The following is a 22902-nucleotide window of genomic DNA, read 5'->3' as shown; positions in this document are numbered from 1 at the left end:
TCATCAGCGCACGGGCATTCCGGCGTGCCGGAGCTCCGCCTTGATGTCGCCGACGGTCAGCTGGCCGCTGTGGAACACGGATGCCGCGAGCACGGCATCCGCCCCCGCCGCGATGGCCGGGGGAAAATCCTCGACCCGGCCGGCGCCGCCGGAGGCGATCACCGGAACGGTGCTCAGGGCACGCATCAGCGTGATGAGTTCGACGTCGAAGCCCGCCTTCGTGCCGTCGGCGTCGATGGAGTTGACGAGCAGCTCGCCGACCCCCAGCCCGATGGCCGTCTGCGCCCAGGCGAGAGCGTCCAGGTCGGTTTCGGTGCGGCCACCGTGGGTGGTGACGACGAAGCCGGACTCGGTGCGCCCGCTGCGCTTCACATCAAGCGAGAGCACGAGCACCTGGGAGCCGAACCGGTCGGCGATCTCGCCGATCAGGGCGGGCCGCTTGATGGCGGCGCTGTTGACTCCGACCTTGTCGGCACCACTGGCCTGCAGCCGGGACACGTCCTCGACCGTGCGGATGCCGCCGCCCACCGTAAGCGGGATGAAGACCTGCTCTGCGGTGGCGCGCACGACGTCATAGGTGGTGGCACGGTTGTCCACCGTGGCGGTCACATCGAGGAAGGTGAGTTCGTCGGCTCCCTGCTCGTAATACCGGCGGGCGAGTTCGACCGGATCGCCCGCGTCTCGCAGATTCTGGAAGTTCACGCCCTTGACCACGCGGCCGTCGGCCACGTCGAGGCAGGGTATGACCCGCACCGAAAGACTCACGATTGTGCCTCCATTGTGTGTCGCCGCATCTGGGTACCGCCGGTCAGCCCGTTACAAGCGGGCGTTGTGAATGGAGCTGATCAGGATGGCGCGCGCCCCGAGCTCGTAGAGGGCGTCCATGACATGGTTCGTGTTCAGGCGCGGGATCATCACACGCACGGCAACCCATTCCGGGTCGTGCAGGGACGATACGGTGGGCGACTCGATGCCGGGCGCCAGCAGGCAGGCGTCGTCGAGGAGCGTCTGCGGGATGTCGTAGTCCATCAGCACGTACTGGCGGGCCACGAGCACGCCCTGCAAGCGGCGCAGGAGGGTCGCGATGCCGGGCTTGTCGTTCTCGGAGCTGATCAGCACGGCCGTGGACTGCAGGATGACCGGGCCGAAGATCTCGAGGCCGGCCTTGCGCAGAGTAGAGCCGGTGGAGACGACGTCGGCGACGGCATCCGCCACGCCGAGCTGAACGGCGGACTCGACCGCGCCGTCGAGGGTGACCAGTGTCACGCTGACGTCGTGCTCGGCGAGGAAGGCCTCGACCAGTCCGGGGTAGCTGGTGGCGACGCGATGGCCGGACAGGTCGGCCAGGTCGGTGAAGCGGCCTGCGGGGCCGGCGAAGCGGAAGGTGGAGTCGCCGAAGTCGAGGCTGGCGATCTCCTGGGCGGTGGAGCCCGAGTCGAGCAGCAGGTCGCGCCCGGTGATTCCCACGTCGAGGGCTCCGGAGCCCACATAGGTGGCGATGTCGCGGGGACGCAAGTAGAAGAACTCCACGTCGTTGCGGGGGTCGGCGACGACGAGGTCGCGCGGGTCGCGGCGGCCGGTGTAGCCGGCCTCGAACAGCATCTGCGCGGCGGTTTCGGACAACGAGCCCTTATTGGGCACGGCAATTCTCAGCATTTGGGCACTCTCTGCGTCTTCAGGTTCTGGCAAACAGGTCTCACGGGGTCAACCGGGTGGAGTCTCTCTGATGACGCGTCACAGATGGCGGTACAGGTCGGCGAGGGTCAGCCCCTTCGCCAGCATCATCACCTGCACGTGGTACAGCAGCTGGCTCATCTCGGCGGCGGTTTCGTCGTCGCTCTGGAACTCGGCGGCCATCCAGACCTCAGCGGCTTCTTCGACGATCTTCTTGCCGATGGCATGTACGCCGGCGTCGAGTTCGCGCACGGTCCCCGAGCCGTCGGGGCGGGTCCGTGCTTTGTCGCTCAGTTCAGCGAACAGGTCGTCAAAAGTCTTCACCTGACTAGGGTACTAGTGCGCGTGCTGGTGTTCGGTCGCGGCGGCGCGCAACAGGGCGATCTGCTTCGCCGGGTCCGCGGAGTTGAACACGCTGGAGCCGGCGACGAACGTGTTCGCCCCGGCCTCGGCGGCGATGACGATGGTGTCCTCGGTGATGCCGCCGTCGACCTGCAGCCAGACGTCCAGGCCGGACTTCTTCACGGCCTCCGACAGGGTGCGGAGCTTGCGCATGGTGGAGGGCATGAAGCTCTGCCCCCCGAAGCCGGGTTCGACGGTCATCACGAGCACCTGGTCGAATTCGGGCAGAAGCTCGAGGTAGGGCTCGATGGCCGTGCCGGGCTTGAGGGCGATGCCGGCCCGGGCGCCGATCGAGCGCAGCTTGCGGGCCAGGCCGACCGGGTTGGTCGTGGCCTCCGCGTGGAAGGTGACCGAGAACGCGCCGACTTCGGCGTAGCCGAGCGCCCAACGCTCCGGGTTCTCGATCATCAGGTGCAGGTCGAAGGGCAGCGGGGAGACTTGGGCGAGGCGGTCGACGACGGGCGGTCCGAACGTCAGATTCGGTACAAAATGGTTGTCCATGATGTCGACGTGCACCAGGTCGGCGGTGCGGATGCGCCCCAGGTCCCGTTCGAGATTGGCGAAGTCGGCGGCGAGGATGCTGGGGTTAATCCGGGTGACCATGCCTTCACCCTACTGCGGCGAGCCCCGGCGGCTCGAAAGTCCCATGCCGGTCGAGTCCAAGGCCCTGGAGCGATCCCGTCCCGAACGAATTCGACGGAGATTTTGCCGAAATGGGCCTAGAACCTTTCAAAAAAGTAGTTTTCAACCAGAATCTCCGTCGAATTCGTTCGGGCTGCGACGGAAAAGGATTTGGGTGCCTGGACCTCACAAGCCCTGCCGCAGATCCGGCGCGCGTTGTGGCTTACGCAGGAGATCCGTCCGGCTACACCGGCATCCGCAGTAGTCCCGTACTCGTCCGCGGCGGCTGGGCAGCCCGGACGACGGATGTCCTGAGTTGGCCACGCGGCGCGCGGGCGCGGCCGGGGCGACGCCGGCCCGCCCGCATGCCGGCTGGCCGAGGCAGAGCCGCGGCCGCAGGAACGACGCATCCACCGGATGCCGTCGGGCGGGCCGGACACTCGCCCCGCCCGCACAAGAACCGCTGCGCATTCGCGAGTGTCGTGGTCAACTCAGGAGATCCCGCCGGCCGGGTCGGATATCTACCCCGGTGCCGCACTGATTCGCGGAACCGGTGAACGCGCGCGACGGATGTCCTGCCTTAGCCACACGCGCGGGCACGGCCGGGCCATGCTCACGGAAGAACCAGGGGAGCCAGAATCTCCGTCAGATTGGGTCGAGGCCGGGGCCCGAATGCGCAGGGCACGAATGCGCAGGGCAGGAATGCGCCGGGTCCGGGTGCGCGGGCTACTCCGTGCGCTCGAGCAGGGTGATGAACATAGCGTCAGTGCCGTGCCGATGCGGCCACAGTTGCACGCTGCCCCCGTCGCCGGGCAGATCGAGCTCGGAGCTGCTCAGCCCCTGCAGCACGGATGCCGTGTCGAGAGTGCGCACACGGCCCTCCCATTTCTTGAGCGCGGTGGCCACGATCCCGCGAGTCTCCGCGATGTGCGGTGAGCAGGTGACGTAGGCCAGCACCCCGCCCGGCTTGAGCGCGCCAAGGGCCGCGTGGATCAGCCCGGACTGCAGATCGGAGAGCTCGGCGACGTCCTTGGGCTGCTTACGCCAGCGGGCCTCCGGGCGCCGACGTAGCGCGCCGAGCCCGGTGCAGGGAGCATCCAGCAGGATCCGGTCGAACTCCTTCGGATGATCGTCTCCGAACCGGGTGCCGTCCTCCTCCCAGACGGGCACCTCGCCGGGCACGGCGGCCAGCGCCTTACGCACGAGGGCGGCCCGGGCCGGGACGAGCTCGTTGGCGACGAGGCTGGCCCCGCCGGCCAGCGCCTCAGCGGCAAGCAGGGAGGCCTTGCCGCCGGGGCCCGCGCACAGGTCGAGCCAACGCTCCCCCGGCGCAACCGGGCGGGCCCGACTGAGCGTGAGGGCCGCCAACTGGGATCCCTCGTCCTGCACTCGGAGGCGTCCGCCGCTGTCCTGCATCAGGTGCACGGGGTCGCCGCCGGCCAGCACAAAACCGATGGGCGAGAAGTCGTTGGCAACGCCGAGACCGTCGGTGTCTTCGGTGTTGCTGAGGCCGGGCAGAATGACCATGTTCACCTTGGGCGCGGCATTGTCGGCCGACAGCAGCTCCTCGAGCTCGGTCTCTCGGCCCTCGAGGCGCAGCGACTGCCGGAACGCCCGCACCACCCAGATCGGGTGTGAGTGCTCCGCGGCAAGGCGGTCATCATCACTGGTGGCTTCGGTGAGCACGCGTTCGCGCCACTCGTCGGCGCTGGAGCGGGAGATGGTGCGCAGCACCCCGTTGGTGAAGCCGGTGGCGGCGTGGGAGCCCACCTGACGGGCGAGTTCGACAGACTCGTTCACGGCGGCGTGGGTGGCCACCCGGGTGGCGAGCAACTGGTGCGCACCGAGACGTAGCACGTCCAGGATGGCTGGGTCGATCGCGGTGACGGGCCGACCGGCCGCGTCGGCGATCACCCGGTCGTAGAAGCCCTGCATGCGCAGGGTGCCGTAGGTCAGCTCGGTGGCCAATGCGGCATCCGCGGTGCTGAGCGCCGCCCGCTTGATGCGGCTGGGCAGCAGCAGGTTCGCGTAGGCGTCTGATTCCCGCACGGCGGCGATGACCTCGTAGGCCACCCGCCGGGCCGGCTGCACGAAGTCGGTCTGCGGGCGCTCCAGGCCGCGGCCGCCCTGAGCACGGACGTCGTTCTTTCGCCCCTGGCGACGGTCGTCGCTCATGAGGCGACCACCTCCGTCCAATTCACTCCGCGCCACCAGTCGATTGCCTTCATCTGTGTCTTTCCGGCCGGTTGCACGGTGACCAGCTCGAGCGGCTCGGTCCCCGTTCCAATCAGCACTTTCTTGTCGATCTCACGGATCAGACCGGCCGGTTGCGGCTCGGATCCCTGGGTCAGGGCAACGCCCTGGAGTTTGAGGCGGGCGTCGCCGAGCACCGTGAACGCGCCCGGCTCCGGGGTGACCCCGCGCACCCGGTTGCGCACCGAGACGGCCGGTTCGGACCAGTCGATACGGGCATCCGCGAGAGTCAGCTTGGGGGCCAGGGTGACCGGACCGGACTGCGGGGTCGCCTGGACGCCGCCGGCTTCGAGGGCGTCGATCACCTGCAGCAGCAGGCGCGCGCCGCTGTCGCTGAGCGCCCGCAACAGGCTGCCCGCGGTGTCGTCCTCGACGATCGCCCGCGTCAGTTGCGCGAACACGGCGCCCGCGTCGAGTTCCGGAACCAGCTGGAATACGGCGGCGCCAGTCTGCTCGTCGCCGGCCATGAGTGCGCGCTGCACGGGAGCGGCGCCGCGCCAGCGCGGGAGCAGGGAGAAGTGCAGGTTGATCCAGCCGAGCCGGGGCACCGACAGGAGCGGTTCGCGCACGAGCCCGCCGTAGGCGACGATGACGCCGAGGTCGGGTCGCAGTGCGGCGATTTCCACGGTCGCGGCCTCGTCGAGGCGATTGGCCTTGATCACGTGCAGCCCGTTCTCGACAGCGGCTCGCGCGAGCGGCGAGGGGGTGAGCACGCGTTTGCGGCCGAACGGGGCATCCGCCCGGGTGATCACGGCCGCGAGGTCGTGGTGGGACTGAGCCAGGGCGCCCAGGCTGGGCACGGCCGCCTGCGGCGTGCCGGCGAAGACGAGTTTCATTTAGAGCAGCTCCGGGTCATCGAATCGTACTTTGAGTGTAGGCGCGGGGCGGAAGGCCGCCCCCTTCGGGCGCCGGCGGCGGGCGGCATTGCGCACGACCGCGGCCTTGAGCGCACGGGCCACGGCGTCACCGCTGGCATAGGGCAGCCGCACGATCGCACGCACCAGGGGGTTTTCCGTGGTGACCGGGCCGAGTACATCGACGCCGTCCATCCCGGCCAGCTCTGCCAGGGCCAGGGCGACGTCGGCGTCGGTGCCGGTGACGGATGCCGCACGCACTGCGGGCGGGAATCGCAGTTGGCGGCGATCGGCCAGTTCCGACGCGGCGAGCATCTCGGGCTGCCAGGAGTTCAGCGCCCGGGCGACGAGCCCGCCCACGCCGACCAGGACCACAGCGGCACCCGGGGCCGCCAGGGATGCGGCGTTGGACCACCAGCGCAGGCAGTCCTCCCCGACCCGCAGGGATTCCCGGGCGAGCATCCGTTCGCCGTCGAGCAGCAGGATGGCTCGGTACCCACCCGTCGGGATGGGCTCCGCGCCGCGGGTGGCGATCACCAGGGCCGGGGCGTCGCCGAGGTGCTGCAGCGGATGGTCGCCGTCGGCGACGATAATGCGCGCGCCGGGGAACGCCCGGCCGAGTTCTTCGGCGGTTCGCCCGGTGCCGAGGGTGACGACCCGCAGGGCGCGCCCCTCGCAGTGCGTGCAGCTCCAGTTGGCGGCCAGCGCCCCGCACCAGCGACACGACGGGGTGGAGTCCTTGGAGGCCAAAGCGAGCGGCCCCTGACAGGTGGTGCAGCGGGCGGCCTTCTTGCAACTCTGGCAGGCGAGCATCGGGGCGTAGCCGGGGCTGGCCACCTGCACCAGCACGGGGCCGTGGGCCAGCGCCTCCTTGGCGGCCCGCCACGCGGCCGTCGGGATGCGCGCGGCGCGGGCCTGCTGGTCGGGCTCGGACTGGAAGTCGGTGGGGATGATCCGCGGATGCCGGTTCTGCGCGGGGTGCACCGCAGTGAGCCAGCCCAGCTCGACCAGGCGCTGCACCTCGACGGTGCGGGTGTGGCCGAGGAATACGAGGGCGCAGCCGGACTGGCCCTGGCGCACGAGCGCGGCGTCGCGGGAGTGCGCGTAGGGGCTGAGCGGTTCGCCGTGCAGCGGGTCGCCATCGTCGAAGAGCGCGATCAGACCGAGGTCGTGGGCCGGCGCGTAGACGGCCGACCGATTGCCGAGCACGATCCGGGGTTCCGGGGCGAGGGCGGCCAGGAAGGCCCGATAGCGTTCCGGGTTGGGCTGGCGTGCATCGACGCGGCTGACCGAGTCGGCCGGGGCCAGCAGGTCGAGGGCGGCCTGAAGCTGGTCCTGGTCGCGGTAGTCCGGCACGACGAGGATGGCGCTCCGCCCGGCGGCCAGGCCGGCTACCGCGAGCTCGGCCAGGGTGATCGCCCACTTCCCGATGGTCTGCCCGTCCGGCAGCCGTTGCAGCTCGGGCACCGCGGCCACGCAGAGGCGCGCCCCCGTGGCGACGGCCGTGTCGAGGGTGCCGGCCGGGTAATCGGCACAGGCCGGCCCGGCGGGGGTGGCGGGGTCGGCCACATCGCCAGGCTCGGCCACGGTGGCAGCACCGGCCGTCCCGTCGGCCGGGGCGGAAGCATCCGCTGCTCGCGCCGCCAGCCAGGCCTTCTCCACCCGCACCTGGCGCGGGGGCACGGCGAGACGGATGATGTCGCTCGCGTTCCCCGAGGCCCGGTCGGCGACCCGACGGGCGAGCTCCCAGACCTCGGGGGTGAGCACCTGGGCGGCGGAGACCACGCTCTCGATCGGGCTGAGCGCGCCCCGGAATTCGGTGCCAGCCTCGAGACCCGGCAGCGCCTCCGGGCCTGCGGCCGGTCCGACCGCACCGCGCCTCTCGGCCGCACCCAGCACCTCGATCAGGTATCCGTCGGCGACGCGACCGGCCGAGCGCAGCGGCACCCGCACGCGCACGCCGGGCCGGGCGATGCCGGCAAGCTCGTCGGGAATGCTGTAATCGAACAGGTGGTCGAGCTGCGGCAGCGGCGAGTCGATGAGCACCCGGGCCACGAGGCCGGAGCGGGTCATCGGCGCTGCGCCTGCCCGGTCACAGTCCGGCAGCGCTTCTCAGCTCGTCGACCCGGTCGAGGCGCTCCCAGGTGAAGTCGGGAAGCTCGCGGCCGAAGTGGCCGTAGACGGCGGTCTGCGCGTAGATCGGGCGCAGCAGGTCAAGGGAATGGATGATCGCGGCCGGGCGCAGGTCGAAGACCGCGCGGATCGCCGCGGTGATGTCCCGGTCGGCCATCACCCCGGTGCCGAAGGTCTCCACGTAGAGCCCGACGGGCGAGGCCTTGCCGATGGCGTAGGCCACCTGAATCTCGAGACGGTCGGCCAGCCCGGCGGCCACGGCGTTCTTGGCCACCCAGCGCATCGCGTATGCTGCGGAGCGGTCAACCTTCGACGGGTCCTTGCCGCTGAACGCGCCCCCGCCGTGCCGGCTGGAACCGCCGTAGGTGTCGATGATGATCTTGCGCCCGGTGAGGCCGGCGTCGCCCTGAGGGCCGCCGATCTCGAACCGCCCGGTCGGGTTGATCAGCGTATTCAGTTCAGACGAGTCCAGTTCCACGCGGTCGAGCACCGGGCGGATGACGAGTTCCTCGACCTCCGCGCGCAGCTGCTCGTTGGACACCTTCGGCGAGTGCTGGGTCGACAGCACGACGGTCTCGACCGAGCGCGGCGTGATGCCGTCGTAGCCGATGGTGACCTGGGTCTTGCCGTCGGGCCGGAGGTAGTCGAGTTCGCCGGACTTGCGCACCTCGGCGAGGCGTTCGGCGAGGCGGTGTGCGATCCAGATCGGGATCGGCATCAGCTGAGGGGTCTCCCGGGTGGCGTATCCGAACATGATGCCCTGGTCGCCGGCGCCCTGGCGGTCGAAGTCCTCGACGCTGGACTCTTCCCGACGCTCGAAGGCGTTGTCCACGCCCTGCGCGATGTCGGGCGACTGGCCGCCGATGGAGATCTCCACGCCGCAGGAGCGGCCGTCGAACCAGACGTCCGAAGAGTCGTAGCCGATATCGGTGATGCACTTGCGCACGATTGAGGGGATCTCGACGTAGGCCTCGGTCGTGACCTCGCCGGCGACGTGTACGAGACCGGTGGTGACGAGGGTCTCGACGGCGACCCGGCTGTGCGGGTCTTCCGTCAGGAGCGCGTCCAGAATGCTGTCGGAGATCTGGTCGCAGATCTTGTCGGGGTGACCTTCGGTTACCGACTCCGAAGTGAAAAGGCGTAGATCGCGCATCTGGCCCGTCTCTGTTGCAGAACAACGTGTAAAAGAAATGAACGTGGAAAATTCCCCGCTGAGACCGGGCCGAGCCGACCGGGTACCCGGTCGTGCCGGTCGGGAAGCGGCGGAGACCCTGCCCTTGCCGGCGACGGCAACGGCAACGGCAACGGCAACCCAGGTGACCGGATGCCCGAGCGGTCTCAGCCGATCAGGTCAAGGATGCGCCCGGCCACCGACATTTTGGTTCCGGAGACCTGACACACTATATCTCCGTCGTGATCGAGCACCGTGATCGCGTTACGGTCCGAGGCGAAACCCTCCGCCCAGCCCACACGGTTGACCACCAGGAAGTCGCAGCCCTTGCGTGCCATTTTCTCGCGGCCGAGTACAAGCAGGCGAACCGGATCCGGCTCCGTCTCCGCGGCGAACCCGATCAGTACCTGGCCCGTCCGCTTCGTCCGGGCGAGCCCGGCGAGGATATCGGGGTTGCGGGTCAGTTCGAGCAGCAGGGTGTCGCCGGTCTCGTCTTTCTTGATCTTGCCGGCGCTCACCTGCACCGGCCGGTAGTCGGCGACCGCGGCCGCCATGATCACGGCGTCGGCCCCGGCGGCGGCATCCGTGACGGCCGCCTCGAGCTCGAGCGCGGTGCCCACGAGCCGCAGTTCCGCCGCTGTTGGTGCGGCAACCTCGAGGTTCGCGGCGATTAGGGTCACGGACGCACCCCGAGCCAGGGCGGCCTGCGCCAGGGCGACCCCCTGCTTGCCGCTGGAACGGTTGCCGAGGAAGCGCACGGGGTCGAGGGGCTCGCGAGTGCCGCCAGCGGTAATTACGACGTGCTTGCCGACCAGGTCGGCGCCTGGCCCATCGGTGCGGTCGGCCGCGGCAAGGGCGGCGAGGGCCGCGGCGACGATGGTGTCGGGCTCTTCCATCCGGCCGGCTCCGGTGTCGGCGCCGGTGAGCTGGCCGACCCCCGGTCCGACGACGATGACGCCGCGGGCGCGGAGGGTGGCCACATTGGCGACCGTGGCCGCGTTGTTCCACATCTCCGTGTGCATCGCCGGGGCGATCACGAGCGGGGCGGTGCTGGCCAGGATGGTGTTGCCGAGCAGGTCGTCGGCGAGGCCGGTGGCGAGCTTCGCGATGGTGTTCGCGGTGGCCGGGGCCACGACGATCAGGTCGGCGGATTGGCCGATGGCCACGTGCCGCACCTCGGCGACGCCCTCATAGAGATCCGTGTGCACGGGGTTGCGGGAGATGGCCTCCAGGGTGGGCTTGCCGACGAATCGCAGCGCCGCCGTTGTCGCCACGACGTGCACGCAGTCCCCCCGCAACACGAAAGCGCGCACGACGTTCACGGCCTTGTAGGCAGCAATGCCGCCGGTTATCCCGACGACGATCGTGCGACCTGACGACATCCTGCGCGCTTGTGGGTGCGTTACTCGGCGATGGGGCGGGAGGTGAGCTTGTCTTCGTTGATCTCGCGGAGGGCGACGGACAGCGGCTTGTCGTCGACGGTCGAGTCGACGAGCGGGCCGACATTGTCGAAGAGGCTGCCTTCGTGCAGGTCCGCATAATAGTCGTTGATCTGACGCGCGCGCTTGGACGCGAAGACCACGAGGGCGTACTTGGAGTCGGCCTTGGTGAGCAGGTCGTCGATGGGCGGGTCAATGATGCCAGTGAGCTTGGTAGCCATTGGTGTCACTCCTTCAGAGCGGTTTGTGCTGCGGGACGCGCAGAATCACGGAAAACGGGCGCTACGGCAGCAACGGCGCCGTACGCAGATTCATCAAGTCTACGACCTCGCGCGCCGCTTCGCCCACGTCGTGGTTTATGACCCGATAATCGAACTCCCCCTGGGCGGCCAATTCGAGTTTGGCCGTCTCGAGCCGGCGGGCCTGTTCGGCGGGCGCCTCGGTGTCCCGGCCGATCAGCCGGCGCACCAGTTCGTCCCAGCTCGGCGGAAGCAGGAAGACCAGTCTGGCCTCCGGCATGGCCCGGCGAACGGCCCGGGCTCCTTGGATGTCGATCTCGAGGAGCACGCTGTGGCCCTCGTTCAAGGCCTCCGTGACCGGACCCCGCGGGGTGCCGTAGCGGTACGCGTTGTGCACGGTCGCCCACTCGAGCAGGTCGCCGGCCGCGACCATCCGGTCGAATTCGGCGTCGTCGACGAAGAAGTAGCTCACGCCCGCGGTCTCGCCTGGGCGAGGTGCCCGGGTCGTGGCCGACACCGACAGGTGCACGCCCGGGTGATGCTGACGGATGTGCGCCGCGACGGTTCCCTTGCCGACCGCGGTGGGACCGGCCAGCACGACAAGCTTCGCGGAGGAATCGCCGCGCCTCGCGGCGGTGCGCTTTTTGAGAAAATCTCGCAACCGATCGCGTTGGTGCTTGCCCAGCCCCCCCAATCGCTTCGACGGCGAGATCTCGAGCCTCTCCATGATGCGGTGCATCTTGGTGACGCCGATCGCCGGAATGCTGATCAGGAACTCGGTCACCCGCAGGCGCCCTTCGACGCCGTCCGGGCTCTCGGTCGCGGCGGACAACACGTCGAGCGCGCTACGTTTTCCCCGCGCAATCTGGCCTTTAACTTCGGCGCGTGCGCGGCGAGCCGCCACGGCGGCGCGCGAGGCGGCAACCCGATCGACGTCGGGTGGGGTGGGGCGATTCTCAGCCACGGGCAGCTCCTGCTTCAACTACTCGGCGCGCAATCGCTTGTTTGATTCGGTCGGGGCCGACCGCTAGAACGCTGCGCGATTCACTCACGATAACGCCTTCCGCGTACCCCCCGTACAAGTTCTTCAGATCGGCGACCTGCGCGCCCTGGTGGCCGAAGCCGGGAGCGAGGATGGGGGTGAGCCCCCGGGCGGGCGCCACAGAGAGGTCCAGTCCGAACGTGGCCAGGTCCAGTGTGGCGCCGAGCACCACCCCGACCGAGCCGAGCGAGGAAGCCCCGGACCGGGCATTCCGCTCGGTCACGGCGCCGAAGACGGATTGGGCGACGCTTTGGCCGGTCTGATTCCCCTCGGCGATCACGGCCCGCTGAAGCGCCGCCGCCTCGGGGTTCGAGGTGGCGGCCAGCACGAAGATCCCCTTGCCGGTCTGGGCTGCAAGGCTGAACACCGGTTCCAGCGACCCGACGCCCATATACGCGTTCACGGTGATGGCGTCGACCTCCAGGGGGGACTCCTCGCTCAGCCAGGCCTGGCCGTACGCCTCCACGCTGGTACCGAGGTCGCCGCGCTTGACGTCCGCGATCGTGAGCAGTCCGGCGGCGCGGGCATCCGCCAGCACCCGTTCCAAGGCGAGGTACCCGGCGGAGCCGAAACGCTCGTAGAAGGCCACCTGGGGCTTCACCAGGCCGACCTGGCCGGCAGCGGCGGCCACGACCTGGCGGCCGAAAGACTCCGCCCCGGCGGCCGTGTCCGGCAGACCCCAGTCGGTCAGGAGCCAGGCGTGCGGGTCGATGCCGACGCAGACTTGTCCCCGCACCGAGAAGACATCACCCAGCCGGTCGCCGAAGGCGGCCGGTGCGGCCAGGCCGACCGCTGCGGTCGACCCGTCCTGTTCGTGCGCGCGGCTCACAGGGCCGCCGTCCGGGTGAGGGCGTAGTCCTGCAGCGAGGTCACCTCGAAGCCGCCGCGAATCGCGTCGATCGAGGCCACCGCGGCGCTCAACTCGGCGATGGTGGTGAACAGCGGCAGGTCCGCGGCGACCGCGGCCGCGCGGATCTCGTAGCCGTCGGCTCGGGCGGTGCGACCGCCGGGGGTGTTGATGACGATCTGCACCTCTTCGCGGCGGATCAGTTCCACGATCGACACGTCCGCCTCGTCGGCCTTCTCACTGAACTTGGTGACGATGGCGGCGCGGATGCCGTTGCGTTGCAGAACTTCGGCGGTCCCCTCCGTGGCGGTGATCGAGTAGCCGAGCTGCTGGAGGCGCAGCATGGGCAGGATGATCGCGCGCTTGTCCCGGTCGGAGACCGACACGAACACGGTGCCGGTGAGCGGGATTCCGCCGTAGGCGGCGAGCTGGCTCTTGGCGAAGGCCCGCGGGAAGTCGCGGTCGATGCCCATGACCTCACCGGTCGAGCGCATCTCCGGGCCGAGCACGGAGTCCACGACGAGACCCTCGGGCGTGCGGAACCGGTTGAACGGCAGCACGGCTTCCTTCACGGCGACCGGAGCATCCATCGGCACCCGCGAGCCGTCGATCAGAGGTAGCTTGCCCTCGGCCTTGAGTTCGGCGATGGTCTTGCCGACCATGATCAGCGCGGCGGCCTTGGCCAAGGTGATGCCGAGGGCCTTGGCCACGAACGGCACCGTACGCGAGGCGCGGGGGTTCGCTTCGAGCACGTAGAGCACGCCGGCGCCGATCGCGAACTGCACGTTGAGCAGGCCGCGCACGCCGATGCCGCGGGCGATGCCCAGCGTCGCCTCGCGCACACGGTCGATCTCCGCACGGCCGAGGGTGACCGGCGGCAGGGTGCAGCTCGAGTCGCCGGAGTGGATCCCGGCCTCCTCGATATGCTCCATCACGCCGCCGATGTAGAGCTCGGTGCCGTCGTAGATGGCGTCCACGTCGATCTCGATGGCGTCGTCGAGAAACCGGTCCACGAGCAGCGGATGCGACGGGCCGATGATGCCCTGTCCGGCCATCCGGTTGAAGTAGTCGGCCAACGCTGCGGAGTCGTAGACGATCTCCATGCCGCGGCCGCCGAGCACGTAGCTCGGGCGCACGAGCACGGGATAGCCGATCTCCTCGGCAACGACCACAGCGCCGGCGTAGTCGGTGGCGACGCCGTTGCGGGGGGCGAGGAGGCCGGCCTGGTCGAGGATGCCGGAGAAAAATCCGCGCTCCTCCGCCAGGTCGATGGCCTCCGGGGTGGTGCCGAGTATCGGGATGCCCTCGGCCTCGAGGCCCTTGGCGAGGCCGAGCGCGGTCTGGCCTCCCAGCTGCACGACCACGCCGACGAGCTCGCCGCTCTGGCTTTCTGCGTGAATGACCTCGAGCACGTCCTCGAGGGTGAGCGGCTCGAAGTAGAGCCGGTCGGAGGTGTCGTAGTCGGTCGAGACCGTCTCCGGGTTGCAGTTGATCATGATGGTCTCGTAGCCAGCCTCGGAGAGGGCAAACGAGGCGTGCACGCAGGAGTAGTCGAACTCGACGCCCTGGCCGATGCGGTTCGGGCCGGAGCCGATGATGACGACTTTTTTGCGGTCACTGGGCACGACCTCGGTCTCCTGGTCGTAGCTGGAGTAGTGGTACGGCGTGAGTGCGGGGAACTCCCCCGCGCAGGTGTCGACGGTCTTGAAGACCGGGCGCACGCCGAGGATGTGGCGCACCGTGCGCACATCCGCTTCGCCGAAGCCGCGCAGCTCGCCGATCTGGGCGTCGGAGAAGCCGTGGTCTTTGGCGGTGCGGAGGACGTCCGTGTCGAGGCGCTCGGCGGCGGCGATCTCGTCCGCGATCTCGTTGATCAGCACGATCTGGTCGATGAACCACGGGTCGATCTTGGTGGCGTCGAAAACCTGCTCGGTGGTGGCGCCCTTGCGGAGCGCCTGCTGCACGGTGACGATCCGGCCGTCGGTGGGTACTTCGGCGACCGTGAGCAACTCGTCGACCGTGCGGGTCTCGGCTCCCCAGTGGAACGACGAACCGCGCTTCTCGAGCGAGCGGAGCGCCTTCTGCAGCGCGGAGGCGTAACTGCGGCCGATGGCCATCGCCTCGCCCACGGACTTCATGGTGGTGGTCAGGCGCTGGTCGGCGGCGGGAAACTTCTCGAACGCGAACCGGGGCACCTTGACCACGACGTAGTCGAGGGTGGGTTCGAAGCTGGCCGGGGTGACACCGGTGATGTCGTTCGGGATCTCGTCGAGCCGGTAGCCGAGCGCGAGCTTCGCGGCGATTTTGGCGATCGGGAAGCCCGTCGCCTTGCTCGCCAGGGCGGAGGAGCGGGACACGCGCGGGTTCATCTCGATCACGATGATGCGACCGTCGGCCGGGTTGATCGCGAACTGGATGTTGCAGCCGCCGGTGTCCACTCCCACGGCGCGGATGATGTCGATGCTGATGTCGCGCAGCTTCTGGTACTCGCGGTCGGTCAGAGTCAGCGCCGGGGCGACGGTGATCGAGTCGCCGGTGTGTACGCCGACCGGGTCGACGTTCTCGATCGAGCAGACGACGACCGTGTTGTCGGCCGTGTCGCGCATCATCTCGAGCTCGAATTCCTTCCAGCCGAGGATGGATTCCTCGAGCAGGACCTCGCTGGTGGGGCTCTGGTGCAGCCCGTCGCCGACGATGCGGCGCAGTTCCGGCTCGGTGTAGGCGAAGCCGGAGCCGAGGCCGCCCATGGTGAAGGAGGGGCGCACGACGAGCGGGTAGCCGAGGTCCTCGGCGAAGCCGACGGCCTCCTCGACCGTGTGGGCGATGTAGGACCGGGCGACGCCGGCGCCCGCGTCCAGCACCAGTTGCTTGAAGATCTGGCGGTCTTCACCCTTCTGGATGGCGTCGAAGGAGGCACCGATGAGTTCGACGTCGTACCTGGCCAGGATGCCGCGCTCGTGAAGCTGGATGGCGGCGTTCAGCGCGGTCTGCCCGCCGAGGGTCGGCAGAATCGCGTCGGGGCGTTCCTTGGCGATGATCGTCTCGAGGATCTCCGGGGTGATCGGCTCGATGTAGGTGGCGTCGGCGAAGTCGGGGTCGGTCATGATCGTGGCCGGGTTGGAGTTGACCAGGATGACCCTGACCCCCTCGGCCCGCAGCACCCGGCAGGCCTGAGTTCCGGAATAGTCGAACTCGCAGGCCTGGCCGATCACGATCGGACCCGATCCGATGACGAGAACGCTGTTGATGTCGTCGCGCTTGGGCATTACTTGGCGTCTCCTGCTCCGGTGGCCGCACGATGCGCGACCACCACATCCCTGAACCGATCGAAAAGGTACTCGGCGTCGTGTGGGCCGGCCGCCGACTCCGGGTGGTACTGCACCGAGAAAGCGGGGATATCGAGGCAGCGGATGCCCTCGACCACCTGGTCGTTGAGGCTGTAGTGGCTCACCTCCACCCGGCCGAAGCCGGTGCGGGACTCATGCACTCCCTCGATGGGCATGTCCACGGCGAACCCGTGGTTCTGCGAGGTGATTTCCACCCGGCCGGTGGTCTTGTCGAGCACGGGCTGGTTGATTCCCCGGTGCCCGAAGGGCAGCTTGTAGGTGCGGAAGCCGAGGGCGCGGCCGAGCAGCTGGTTGCCGAAGCAGATCCCGAAGTAGGGCACACCGGCTCGCAGCACCTCCTGTAGGAGGTTCACGTGTAGGTCGGAGGCTGCCGGGTCGCCAGGGCCGTTGGAGAAGAACAGGGCCGACGGGGTGAGGGACAGCACGTGCTCGGCGGTGACCGACTGGGGCAGCACCAGCACCTCGAAGCCGCGCGCGGCGAGGTGGCCCAGGGTGGAGGTCTTGACCCCGAGGTCGAGCACGGCGACCGAGCCGATGCGCTCGCCCTGCGCGGGCACCGAGAACGGTTCGACCGTGGAGACCTCATCGGACAGGTTGCGGCCACGCATGCCGGCGCCGGCACGCACCAGCTCGAGCTGCTCGCCATCGGAGAGGCCGAAACGGTCGCCGGAGAAGATCCCGCTCTTCATGGCCCCGGACGAGCGGATGTGACGGGTGATCGCACGCGTGTCGACACCGCTGATCCCGACCACTCCCCCGCCCGTCAGGTCGTCATCGAGGCTGCGGGTGGACCGGAAGTTGGAGGCGATGCGGGCAGGCTCGCGCACGACGAAGCCGGAGACCCAGATGCGGTGGGATTCCATGTCCTCGTCGTTGGCACCCGTGTTGCCGATGTGCGGCGCCGTCATCAGCACGATCTGCCCGGCGTAGGACGGGTCGGTGAGGGTCTCCTGGTAGCCGGTCATGCCGGTGGCGAAGACGATCTCGCCGAGGGTCTGCCCCACGCTGCCGTAGGAACGGCCTTCGTAGCGGCGGCCGTCCTCGAGTACGAGCACGGCAGGAGTCGGTCGGTCGGGGGTCGTTGCGTTGCTCACGCTACGCCTCGCTTTCATCGCGCGCGGCCGGGCGCCGGGCGTCGGCCGCAATGGTTCGAATGGCGTCGTTCACGCTGACGCGGTCGGATGGGTCAAGGATTCGGAAATAGCTATCGACGATCTGTCTGTCGGCGCCCGGCAGCCGCCAGCCGAGCAGCAGCAGGCCGTCGGTCTCGACGGCGCGGTCGATTGCCACGGTGGCGTCTTCCAGCACGGCGATGGCCGAGGCAGGGATGAACACCGCCTCCTCGCCGGCCAGGGCCAGGATCAGACCCGCGTCGGTCACGGTCAGGCGGGCCCTGGCCCGGAAACCCAGGCCAGGGATGTTCAGGCGTTCGAGCGGCTGGGCGCGGAGGGTCGTGGCGACGTAGAACACGGCGGCGGAGGCCAGCTCGAGTGCCGCGTCGACGGGCAGCGGGTAGCCGGCCGGCAGGGCGGCATCCCGGCGGCTGCGACCCCGCCAGCTGCGCAGCATGAGGCCGAGCAGGCCGAGCAGCACGGCGACGGTGATGACGGTGGCGATGGTCCTAGCCATGGGTTCGCTCCTCGAGTGCCGCGATCTCGTCGGCGGGCCGCAGCGCACCGTCCAGAACCGTGGCGTAGCCCCGGTGGAATGTGGCCAGCACCCGACCCGGCAGGGTCATCGCCAGGTAGGGCGAGTTGGCGCTCCTGCCGGCCAGGTTGCCGCGCTCGAAGACGCGGCTCGCGGCGGGATCGTAGAGGGTGAGCTCGGCGGGAGCCCCGACGAGCAGACCCTGGCCCTGGCCGGCGAGCCGGCCGATCCGGGCGGGGCTGCTGGAAAGCACGCGAGCGATGTCCGTCCAGTCGAGCAGCCCGGTGTTGACGACGGCCGCGTGCACCACGGAGAGGGCGGATTCGAGGCCGACCATGCCGTTCGCCGCGGCGTCCCACTCGCAGTCCTTCGCCTCGACCGGGTGCGGGGCGTGGTCGGTGGCGACGATGTCGATGGTGCCGTCGGCGAGGCCGGCGCGCAGGGCTTCGACGTCTTCGCGGCGGCGGAGCGGCGGGTTGACTTTGAACCGGGCGTCGTAGCCGACGACCAGGTCCTCGGTGAGCAGCAGGTGGTGCGGGGTGGCCTCGGCGGTCACCTGGATGCCGCGGGCCTTGGCCCAGCGGATGACGTCGACCGAGCCGGCCGTCGACACGTGGCACACGTGCAGACGCGACCCGACGTGCTCGGCGAGCAGCACATCGCGGGCGATGATCGACTCCTCGGCGACCGCGGGCCAGCCGACCATCCCGAGTTCGCTTGAGAGTGCCCCCTCGTTCATCTGCGCCTTCTCGGTCAGGCGCGGTTCCTGGGAGTGCTGGGCGACAACGCCGTCGAACGCCTTCACGTACTCGAGGGCCCGGCGCATCAACAGCGGGTCGGAGACGCAGAAGCCGTCGTCGGAGAAGACCCGCACCCGGGCACGACTGGTGGCCATGGCGCCCAGTTCGGCCAGGCGCTCCCCCGCAAGCCCGACGGTGACGGCGCCGATCGGCTGCACGGTGACATAGCCGGCGCGCTCACCGAGGGCGAGAACCTGGTCGACGACGCCGGCGGTGTCCTGCACGGGCGAGGTGTTGGCCATCGCAAACACGCTGGTGAAGCCGCCCACGGCCGCGGCCTGACTGCCGGTCAGGATGGTTTCACTCTGTTCGAAGCCCGGTTCGCGCAGGTGCGTGTGCAGGTCGACCAGGCCGGGCAGAGCGATCAGGCCGGCCGCGTCGACGACGGTTGCGCCGGCACCAGAAAGCCCGGAACCGATCTCCACAATCTTGCCGTCGGCGAGGATAAGGTCGGCGCGGGTGCCGTCCGCGAGTGTCGCACCTCGAATCAAGTACGGCGTGCTGGCCGCGCTGTCGCTGGACATCTATGAATCCTCCCGATCGCCGGACAACAGCAGGTACAGTGCCGCCATCCGCACTGAAACCCCGTTTGCGACCTGTTCGCGCACGGTTGAGCCGGCCGAATCGGCCGCCGCTGAAGATATTTCCAAGCCGCGATTCATGGGGCCGGGGTGCATCACAATGGTAGTCGGGGCCAGACGGCCGAAGCGCTCATCGTCCAGGCCCCAGCGACGCGAGTACTCGCGGCTGTTCGGGAAGAAAGCGGCGTCCATGCGTTCCTGCTGGATGCGCAGCATCATCACCACGTCGGGCCCGGCGTCGATGGCCGCGTCCAGGTCGAAGCCCGACTCGGCCGGCCAACCGCTCATGTCCATCGGCAGCAGGGTGGGCGGAGCGATCAGGCTCACGTGCGCGCCGAGCGTGGTGAGCAGCCAGAGGTTCGAGCGGGCCACCCGGGAGTGCAGGATGTCACCGACGATGGTGACCGTGACGCCGTCCAGGCCCCGACCGCGCGCGGCACCCTGGTGCAGCCGGCGACGGATGGTGAACGCGTCCAGCAGCGCCTGGGTCGGATGCTCATGGGTGCCGTCGCCCGCGTTGATGATGCCGGCGTCGATCCAGCCGCTTTCGGCCAGCACGTGGGGTGCCCCGGAGGCCGGGTGGCGGATGACGACCCCGTCGGCACCCATCGCGGCGAGGGTTTGGGCGGTGTCCTTGAGGCTTTCGCCCTTCGACACGCTCGAGCCCTTGGCGCTGAAGTTGATCACGTCCGCGCTCAGCCGTTTCGCGGCGGCCTCGAAGGAGATCCGGGTCCGCGTCGAATCCTCGAAGAACAGGTTGACCACGGTCTTGCCGCGCAGGGTGGGCAGCTTCTTCACCTCGCGGTTGGCGACATCAGCCATGTCCTCGGCGATGTCGAGCAGCAGGATCGCCTCGTCGCGGCTCATGCCCTTGGTCGAGAGGAGGTGCCTCATCACGCGACCCCCTCGTCAGCGCCTTCGAGGGGTCCGCCGTCGATGCTGACGAACTCGTCGCCGTCGACCTCGAGCAGGTGCAGGTTGATGCGTTCCGCGGTGGAGCTGGGCAGGTTCTTGCCCACGAAGTCGGCCCGGATCGGCAGTTCGCGGTGGCCGCGGTCCACGAGCACGGCCAGGCGCACGACGGTCGGCCGCCCGTGGTCGCCGAGTGCGTCGAGGGCGGCGCGGATGGTGCGGCCCGAGTAGAGCACGTCGTCGACGAGCACCACCGTGACGCCGTCGACGCTGCCGGGCACCAGGGTGCGGGACGGCGTGCGGGTGCGGGTGCGGCCGAGGTCATCGCGGTACATGGTGACGTCGAGGGAGCCGACCCGGACATCCGTCGCCGTGGGCTCGATGCGCGCGATGGTCTCGGCGATGCGCCGGGCCAGAACGACCCCGCGAGTGGGGATGCCGAGGATCACAAGATTCTCGGGGCCTCGATTGGACTCCAGGATCTCGTGGGAGATCCGAGTCAACGCTCGAGCGATATCAGCCTGGTTCAACACGGTGCGTGCCATAAACCCGACCTCCTTCCCCGCCTCACCGGACGGCTGTTAAAGGATGTCATTTCCGGGGTTCACACTAGCACCCGACGCGGGCTCCCTCGTGCTGGGCCTAACCGCCCCCAGGGGAGCCGATGTGGCTGCCGACTTTGATTGGTTGCCGGCCCCAGGCGAGGGAGGACGACGCCATGTCGCCCCAGGGCAGCGAGAAGAACATCGAGAAGTCCCCGGGCCCATCCCCGTCCGCGTCCGAGGTGAGCGCCCCGGCCGTCAGCAGCCAGCGGCGGGCATTCACGGACCTCGACGTCACCCTGCAGCTGCAGGGCACCACCCCTATGCGCTCGGCCTGGCCATCCTTCATCGCCGGCACCGTTGCCGGCATCACGGTCTCCACCTGAGACCTTCGCGGCTGAGCTCAGCCGACCGAGTTGCTACTGAGGAAGTCCAGGAATTCCGCCGGGTCGGTCAGTCCGCCGTCGTAGACCCTGCCGTTGACGAGCACGGTCGGCGTGCCCCGGATCCGGGTGATCTCGGCATCCGCAATCACGCCGTTCAGGGCTTGCTCGGTGTTGGCCCGGGACCAGGCCTGGTACTCGCCGGCCGCGAGGCAGTCGTCGATGTCGACGGGGTTGTCGACGAGGGCCGCGAGCTCCGAGTCGCCGAGCCCCGCGGTGCTCTCGGAGGGCTGGTTCGCGAACAGGGCCGCCTGGTAGGCGAGCAGGTTCTCCGGGTTGAGGGTGGCCTGGCAGGTAAGCGCGGCGGATGCCCTGGTCGAGTAGGCCGTTCCCTGCGAGACCCGGTCGAGGAAAGTGAGCGAGTGCAGCCGCAGGGTGATGGTCCCGTCAGAGGCGAGGGCAGCCAGCTCGCCGCCGTTCGTCTCCTCGAACTGCCGGCAGTACGGGCACATCGGGTCGAAGTAGACGTCGACGAGCGCGGCGCCGGTGCCGACCGACAGGTAGCCGTCGTCGAAGTGGGCCGCGCCGACGGTGCCCGTGGGCAGGGCTTCCTGCGACGCATCCCCGTTCGCCTCATCCGCCTGCGGCTCGCTCGTGGATGAACTCCACGGCTGGTCGCCCACGGCTCCGTTCACGGCCGCCGCGATGAGCGGAATCACGGTCGCGGTGACGACGAGGGCGATCACGAGCGCCAGGGTGGTGGCGGCGATGCCCACGTAGCCGAGAACGAGCCCGGTGATCGCCAAACCCCGGCCGCCTTCATGGGTGCGCCTGATCTGCCCCAGGGCGAGGTGCCCGGTGATCACGGCCGCCAGGGACACGAAGAACGCCGACACCAGGGAGATGATCGCCAGTGTGTTCGTCTTCGGCGCCGCCGGGAAGGGCGACTGTCCGTAGGCCGGCGGATACGGCTCCGGGGCGCGGGGCGGTGCGGGCTCGGTGTTGGTCATGCGTTCCCCCTGGCAGAACGGATTACGCGGATGGTGCGGTTTGGGCGATGCGCCCGAGGAGTCCATTCACGAATCCGGCCGAGTCATCCGTCGACAGGATTTTGGCGGCCTCGACCGCCTCGTCGATGGCGACAGCGTGCGGGACGGCGTCGTTGAAGAGGATCTCCCAGATGCCGATGCGCAGGATGGCGCGGTCGAGGACGGGCATGCGAGCCAGCGTCCAGCCCTGCGAGTACGTCTCGATGAGTTCGTCGATCTCCTCGCGGTGATCCACGACGCCGTCGATGATGTCCCGGGCGTAGAGCCAGGAGGCCATCCGGGCCGGCTCGCTCGCGGCGCGCTGCGCCTCGAGGGCGAGCGACTCCGGGATGGTGCTCTGCCGCACGTCTGCGGCATACAGGATGTCGATCGCACGCTTGCGCGCCTTGGTCCGAGCGCTCACTAGTTGACGCGGCCCAGGTAGTCCCCGGTGCGGGTGTCGACCTTGACTCGGGTGCCCTGCTCGAGGAACAGGGGAACCTGGATCTGGAAGCCCGTTTCGACGGTGGCCGGCTTGGTGCCGCCGGTTGAGCGGTCGCCCTGAAGGCCCGGCTCGGTGTAGGTGATTTCGAGAACGACGGAGGCCGGCAGCTCGACGTAGAGGGGGTTGCCGTTGTGCAGGGCGATCGTCACGTTCTGGTTCTCGAGCATGAAGTTGACGGCGTCGCCCACAACGACGGCCGGCACGTGCAGCTGATCGAAATCGGACACGTCCATGAAGACGTAGGAGTCGCCGTCCGCGTACAGGTACTGGAAGTCCTGGCGGTCGACGTTCTCGGTTTCGATCTTCGCGCCGGCGTTGAAGGTGCGGTCGACGGTCTTGCCCGTCACGACGTTCTTCAGCTTGGTGCGGACGAAGGCGCCGCCCTTGCCCGGCTTGACGTGCTGGAAATCGGTGACTGCCCACAGCTGGCCATCGATGTTGAGCACGACGCCATTCCGGATATCGGCGGTTGATGCCATGAA

The 22902-nt window shown here is 69.1% G+C and carries 22 protein-coding genes; 1 reads left to right on the top strand and 21 read right to left on the bottom strand.

Features of this window, described 5'->3' with window-relative positions:
- Positions 1-3: 3 nt before the first annotated feature.
- The 18 genes from hisF to pyrR form a co-directional block, all read right to left on the bottom strand.
- Positions 4-765 carry an imidazole glycerol phosphate synthase subunit HisF gene (gene hisF / locus E3T40_RS02855; protein WP_134342454.1) on the bottom strand — a complete coding sequence of 254 codons (762 nt, stop codon included), beginning with the start codon at positions 763-765 and terminating at the stop codon, positions 4-6.
- Between the two features lie 51 nt (positions 766-816).
- Positions 817-1656: an ATP phosphoribosyltransferase gene (hisG, locus tag E3T40_RS02850; protein WP_104194874.1), complete on the bottom strand. Its 840-nt coding sequence runs from the start codon at positions 1654-1656 to the stop codon at positions 817-819.
- Between the two features lie 78 nt (positions 1657-1734).
- On the bottom strand, positions 1735-1998 hold the full coding sequence (locus E3T40_RS02845; protein ID WP_104171004.1) for a phosphoribosyl-ATP diphosphatase: 264 nt from the start codon (positions 1996-1998) through the stop codon (positions 1735-1737).
- Between the two features lie 12 nt (positions 1999-2010).
- Positions 2011-2679, bottom strand: a complete 669-nt coding sequence (gene rpe / locus E3T40_RS02840; RefSeq protein ID WP_104171005.1) for a ribulose-phosphate 3-epimerase — start codon at positions 2677-2679, stop codon at positions 2011-2013.
- A 744-nt stretch (positions 2680-3423) separates the two neighbouring features.
- Positions 3424-4872: an RsmB/NOP family class I SAM-dependent RNA methyltransferase gene (locus tag E3T40_RS02835; RefSeq protein WP_104194875.1), complete on the bottom strand. Its 1449-nt coding sequence runs from the start codon at positions 4870-4872 to the stop codon at positions 3424-3426.
- Positions 4869-5786 (bottom strand): methionyl-tRNA formyltransferase, encoded by a 918-nt coding sequence (fmt, locus tag E3T40_RS02830; RefSeq protein ID WP_104100522.1) that lies wholly within the window; start codon positions 5784-5786, stop codon positions 4869-4871. Before fmt ends, E3T40_RS02835 begins: the two co-directional genes overlap by 4 nt.
- On the bottom strand, positions 5787-7877 hold the full coding sequence (locus E3T40_RS02825) for a primosomal protein N' (protein WP_134542613.1): 2091 nt from the start codon (positions 7875-7877) through the stop codon (positions 5787-5789). It lies immediately after the preceding gene.
- Between the two features lie 19 nt (positions 7878-7896).
- Complete coding sequence (gene metK, locus E3T40_RS02820; RefSeq protein WP_104171008.1) at positions 7897-9090, bottom strand: methionine adenosyltransferase; 1194 nt, start codon at positions 9088-9090, stop codon at positions 7897-7899.
- Positions 9091-9275: 185 nt separating this feature from the next.
- Positions 9276-10490, bottom strand: a complete 1215-nt coding sequence (gene coaBC, locus E3T40_RS02815; RefSeq protein ID WP_134542612.1) for a bifunctional phosphopantothenoylcysteine decarboxylase/phosphopantothenate--cysteine ligase CoaBC — start codon at positions 10488-10490, stop codon at positions 9276-9278.
- A 20-nt stretch (positions 10491-10510) separates the two neighbouring features.
- The gene (gene rpoZ, locus E3T40_RS02810; RefSeq protein WP_104100518.1) at positions 10511-10768 is read right to left on the bottom strand and encodes a DNA-directed RNA polymerase subunit omega; all 258 of its coding nucleotides are present in this window, start codon (positions 10766-10768) and stop codon (positions 10511-10513) included.
- Between the two features lie 61 nt (positions 10769-10829).
- Positions 10830-11750 (bottom strand): guanylate kinase, encoded by a 921-nt coding sequence (gmk, locus tag E3T40_RS02805; protein ID WP_134542611.1) that lies wholly within the window; start codon positions 11748-11750, stop codon positions 10830-10832.
- A complete protein-coding gene (pyrF, locus tag E3T40_RS02800; protein ID WP_370287856.1) occupies positions 11743-12657 on the bottom strand; it encodes an orotidine-5'-phosphate decarboxylase in 915 nt (304 codons plus the stop codon). The genes gmk and pyrF overlap by 8 nt, the downstream gene beginning before the upstream one ends.
- A complete protein-coding gene (carB, locus tag E3T40_RS02795; RefSeq protein WP_134542610.1) occupies positions 12654-15941 on the bottom strand; it encodes a carbamoyl-phosphate synthase large subunit in 3288 nt (1095 codons plus the stop codon). Before carB ends, pyrF begins: the two co-directional genes overlap by 4 nt.
- Positions 15941-17134, bottom strand: a complete 1194-nt coding sequence (carA, locus tag E3T40_RS02790) for a glutamine-hydrolyzing carbamoyl-phosphate synthase small subunit (protein ID WP_174843634.1) — start codon at positions 17132-17134, stop codon at positions 15941-15943. The genes carB and carA overlap by 1 nt, the downstream gene beginning before the upstream one ends.
- The gene (locus E3T40_RS02785; protein ID WP_104194880.1) at positions 17118-17651 is read right to left on the bottom strand and encodes a hypothetical protein; all 534 of its coding nucleotides are present in this window, start codon (positions 17649-17651) and stop codon (positions 17118-17120) included. Before E3T40_RS02785 ends, carA begins: the two co-directional genes overlap by 17 nt.
- The gene (locus tag E3T40_RS02780) at positions 17644-18993 is read right to left on the bottom strand and encodes a dihydroorotase (protein ID WP_134542609.1); all 1350 of its coding nucleotides are present in this window, start codon (positions 18991-18993) and stop codon (positions 17644-17646) included. The genes E3T40_RS02785 and E3T40_RS02780 overlap by 8 nt, the downstream gene beginning before the upstream one ends.
- Positions 18994-19944 carry an aspartate carbamoyltransferase catalytic subunit gene (locus E3T40_RS02775; RefSeq protein WP_104171013.1) on the bottom strand — a complete coding sequence of 317 codons (951 nt, stop codon included), beginning with the start codon at positions 19942-19944 and terminating at the stop codon, positions 18994-18996. It lies immediately after the preceding gene.
- Positions 19944-20507: a bifunctional pyr operon transcriptional regulator/uracil phosphoribosyltransferase PyrR gene (pyrR, locus tag E3T40_RS02770; protein WP_134542608.1), complete on the bottom strand. Its 564-nt coding sequence runs from the start codon at positions 20505-20507 to the stop codon at positions 19944-19946. The genes E3T40_RS02775 and pyrR overlap by 1 nt, the downstream gene beginning before the upstream one ends.
- Positions 20508-20680: 173 nt before the next feature.
- On the opposite strand from pyrR, the gene E3T40_RS02765 reads away from it, so the two are divergent.
- A complete protein-coding gene (locus tag E3T40_RS02765; protein WP_134542607.1) occupies positions 20681-20890 on the top strand; it encodes a hypothetical protein in 210 nt (69 codons plus the stop codon).
- Between the two features lie 17 nt (positions 20891-20907).
- On the opposite strand, the gene E3T40_RS02760 is transcribed toward E3T40_RS02765, so the two are convergent.
- Genes E3T40_RS02760 through efp form a run of 3 tightly spaced genes read right to left on the bottom strand, consistent with a single transcriptional unit; the run spans position 20908 to position 22899 of the window.
- On the bottom strand, positions 20908-21897 hold the full coding sequence (locus E3T40_RS02760; RefSeq protein WP_166786553.1) for a DUF4190 domain-containing protein: 990 nt from the start codon (positions 21895-21897) through the stop codon (positions 20908-20910).
- Positions 21898-21919: 22 nt separating this feature from the next.
- Positions 21920-22339 carry a transcription antitermination factor NusB gene (gene nusB / locus E3T40_RS02755; protein WP_104100510.1) on the bottom strand — a complete coding sequence of 140 codons (420 nt, stop codon included), beginning with the start codon at positions 22337-22339 and terminating at the stop codon, positions 21920-21922.
- Positions 22339-22899 carry an elongation factor P gene (gene efp / locus E3T40_RS02750; protein ID WP_104100509.1) on the bottom strand — a complete coding sequence of 187 codons (561 nt, stop codon included), beginning with the start codon at positions 22897-22899 and terminating at the stop codon, positions 22339-22341. Before efp ends, nusB begins: the two co-directional genes overlap by 1 nt.
- Between the last annotated feature and the right edge of the window lie 3 nt (positions 22900-22902).

It is taken from the genome of Cryobacterium sp. TMT1-19 (assembly GCF_004403055.1).
Lineage (GTDB): Bacteria > Actinomycetota > Actinomycetes > Actinomycetales > Microbacteriaceae > Cryobacterium > Cryobacterium sandaracinum.
The sequence above is the reverse complement of the archived record's forward strand: the minus strand, read 5'-3'. Positions and strand labels throughout refer to the sequence as shown.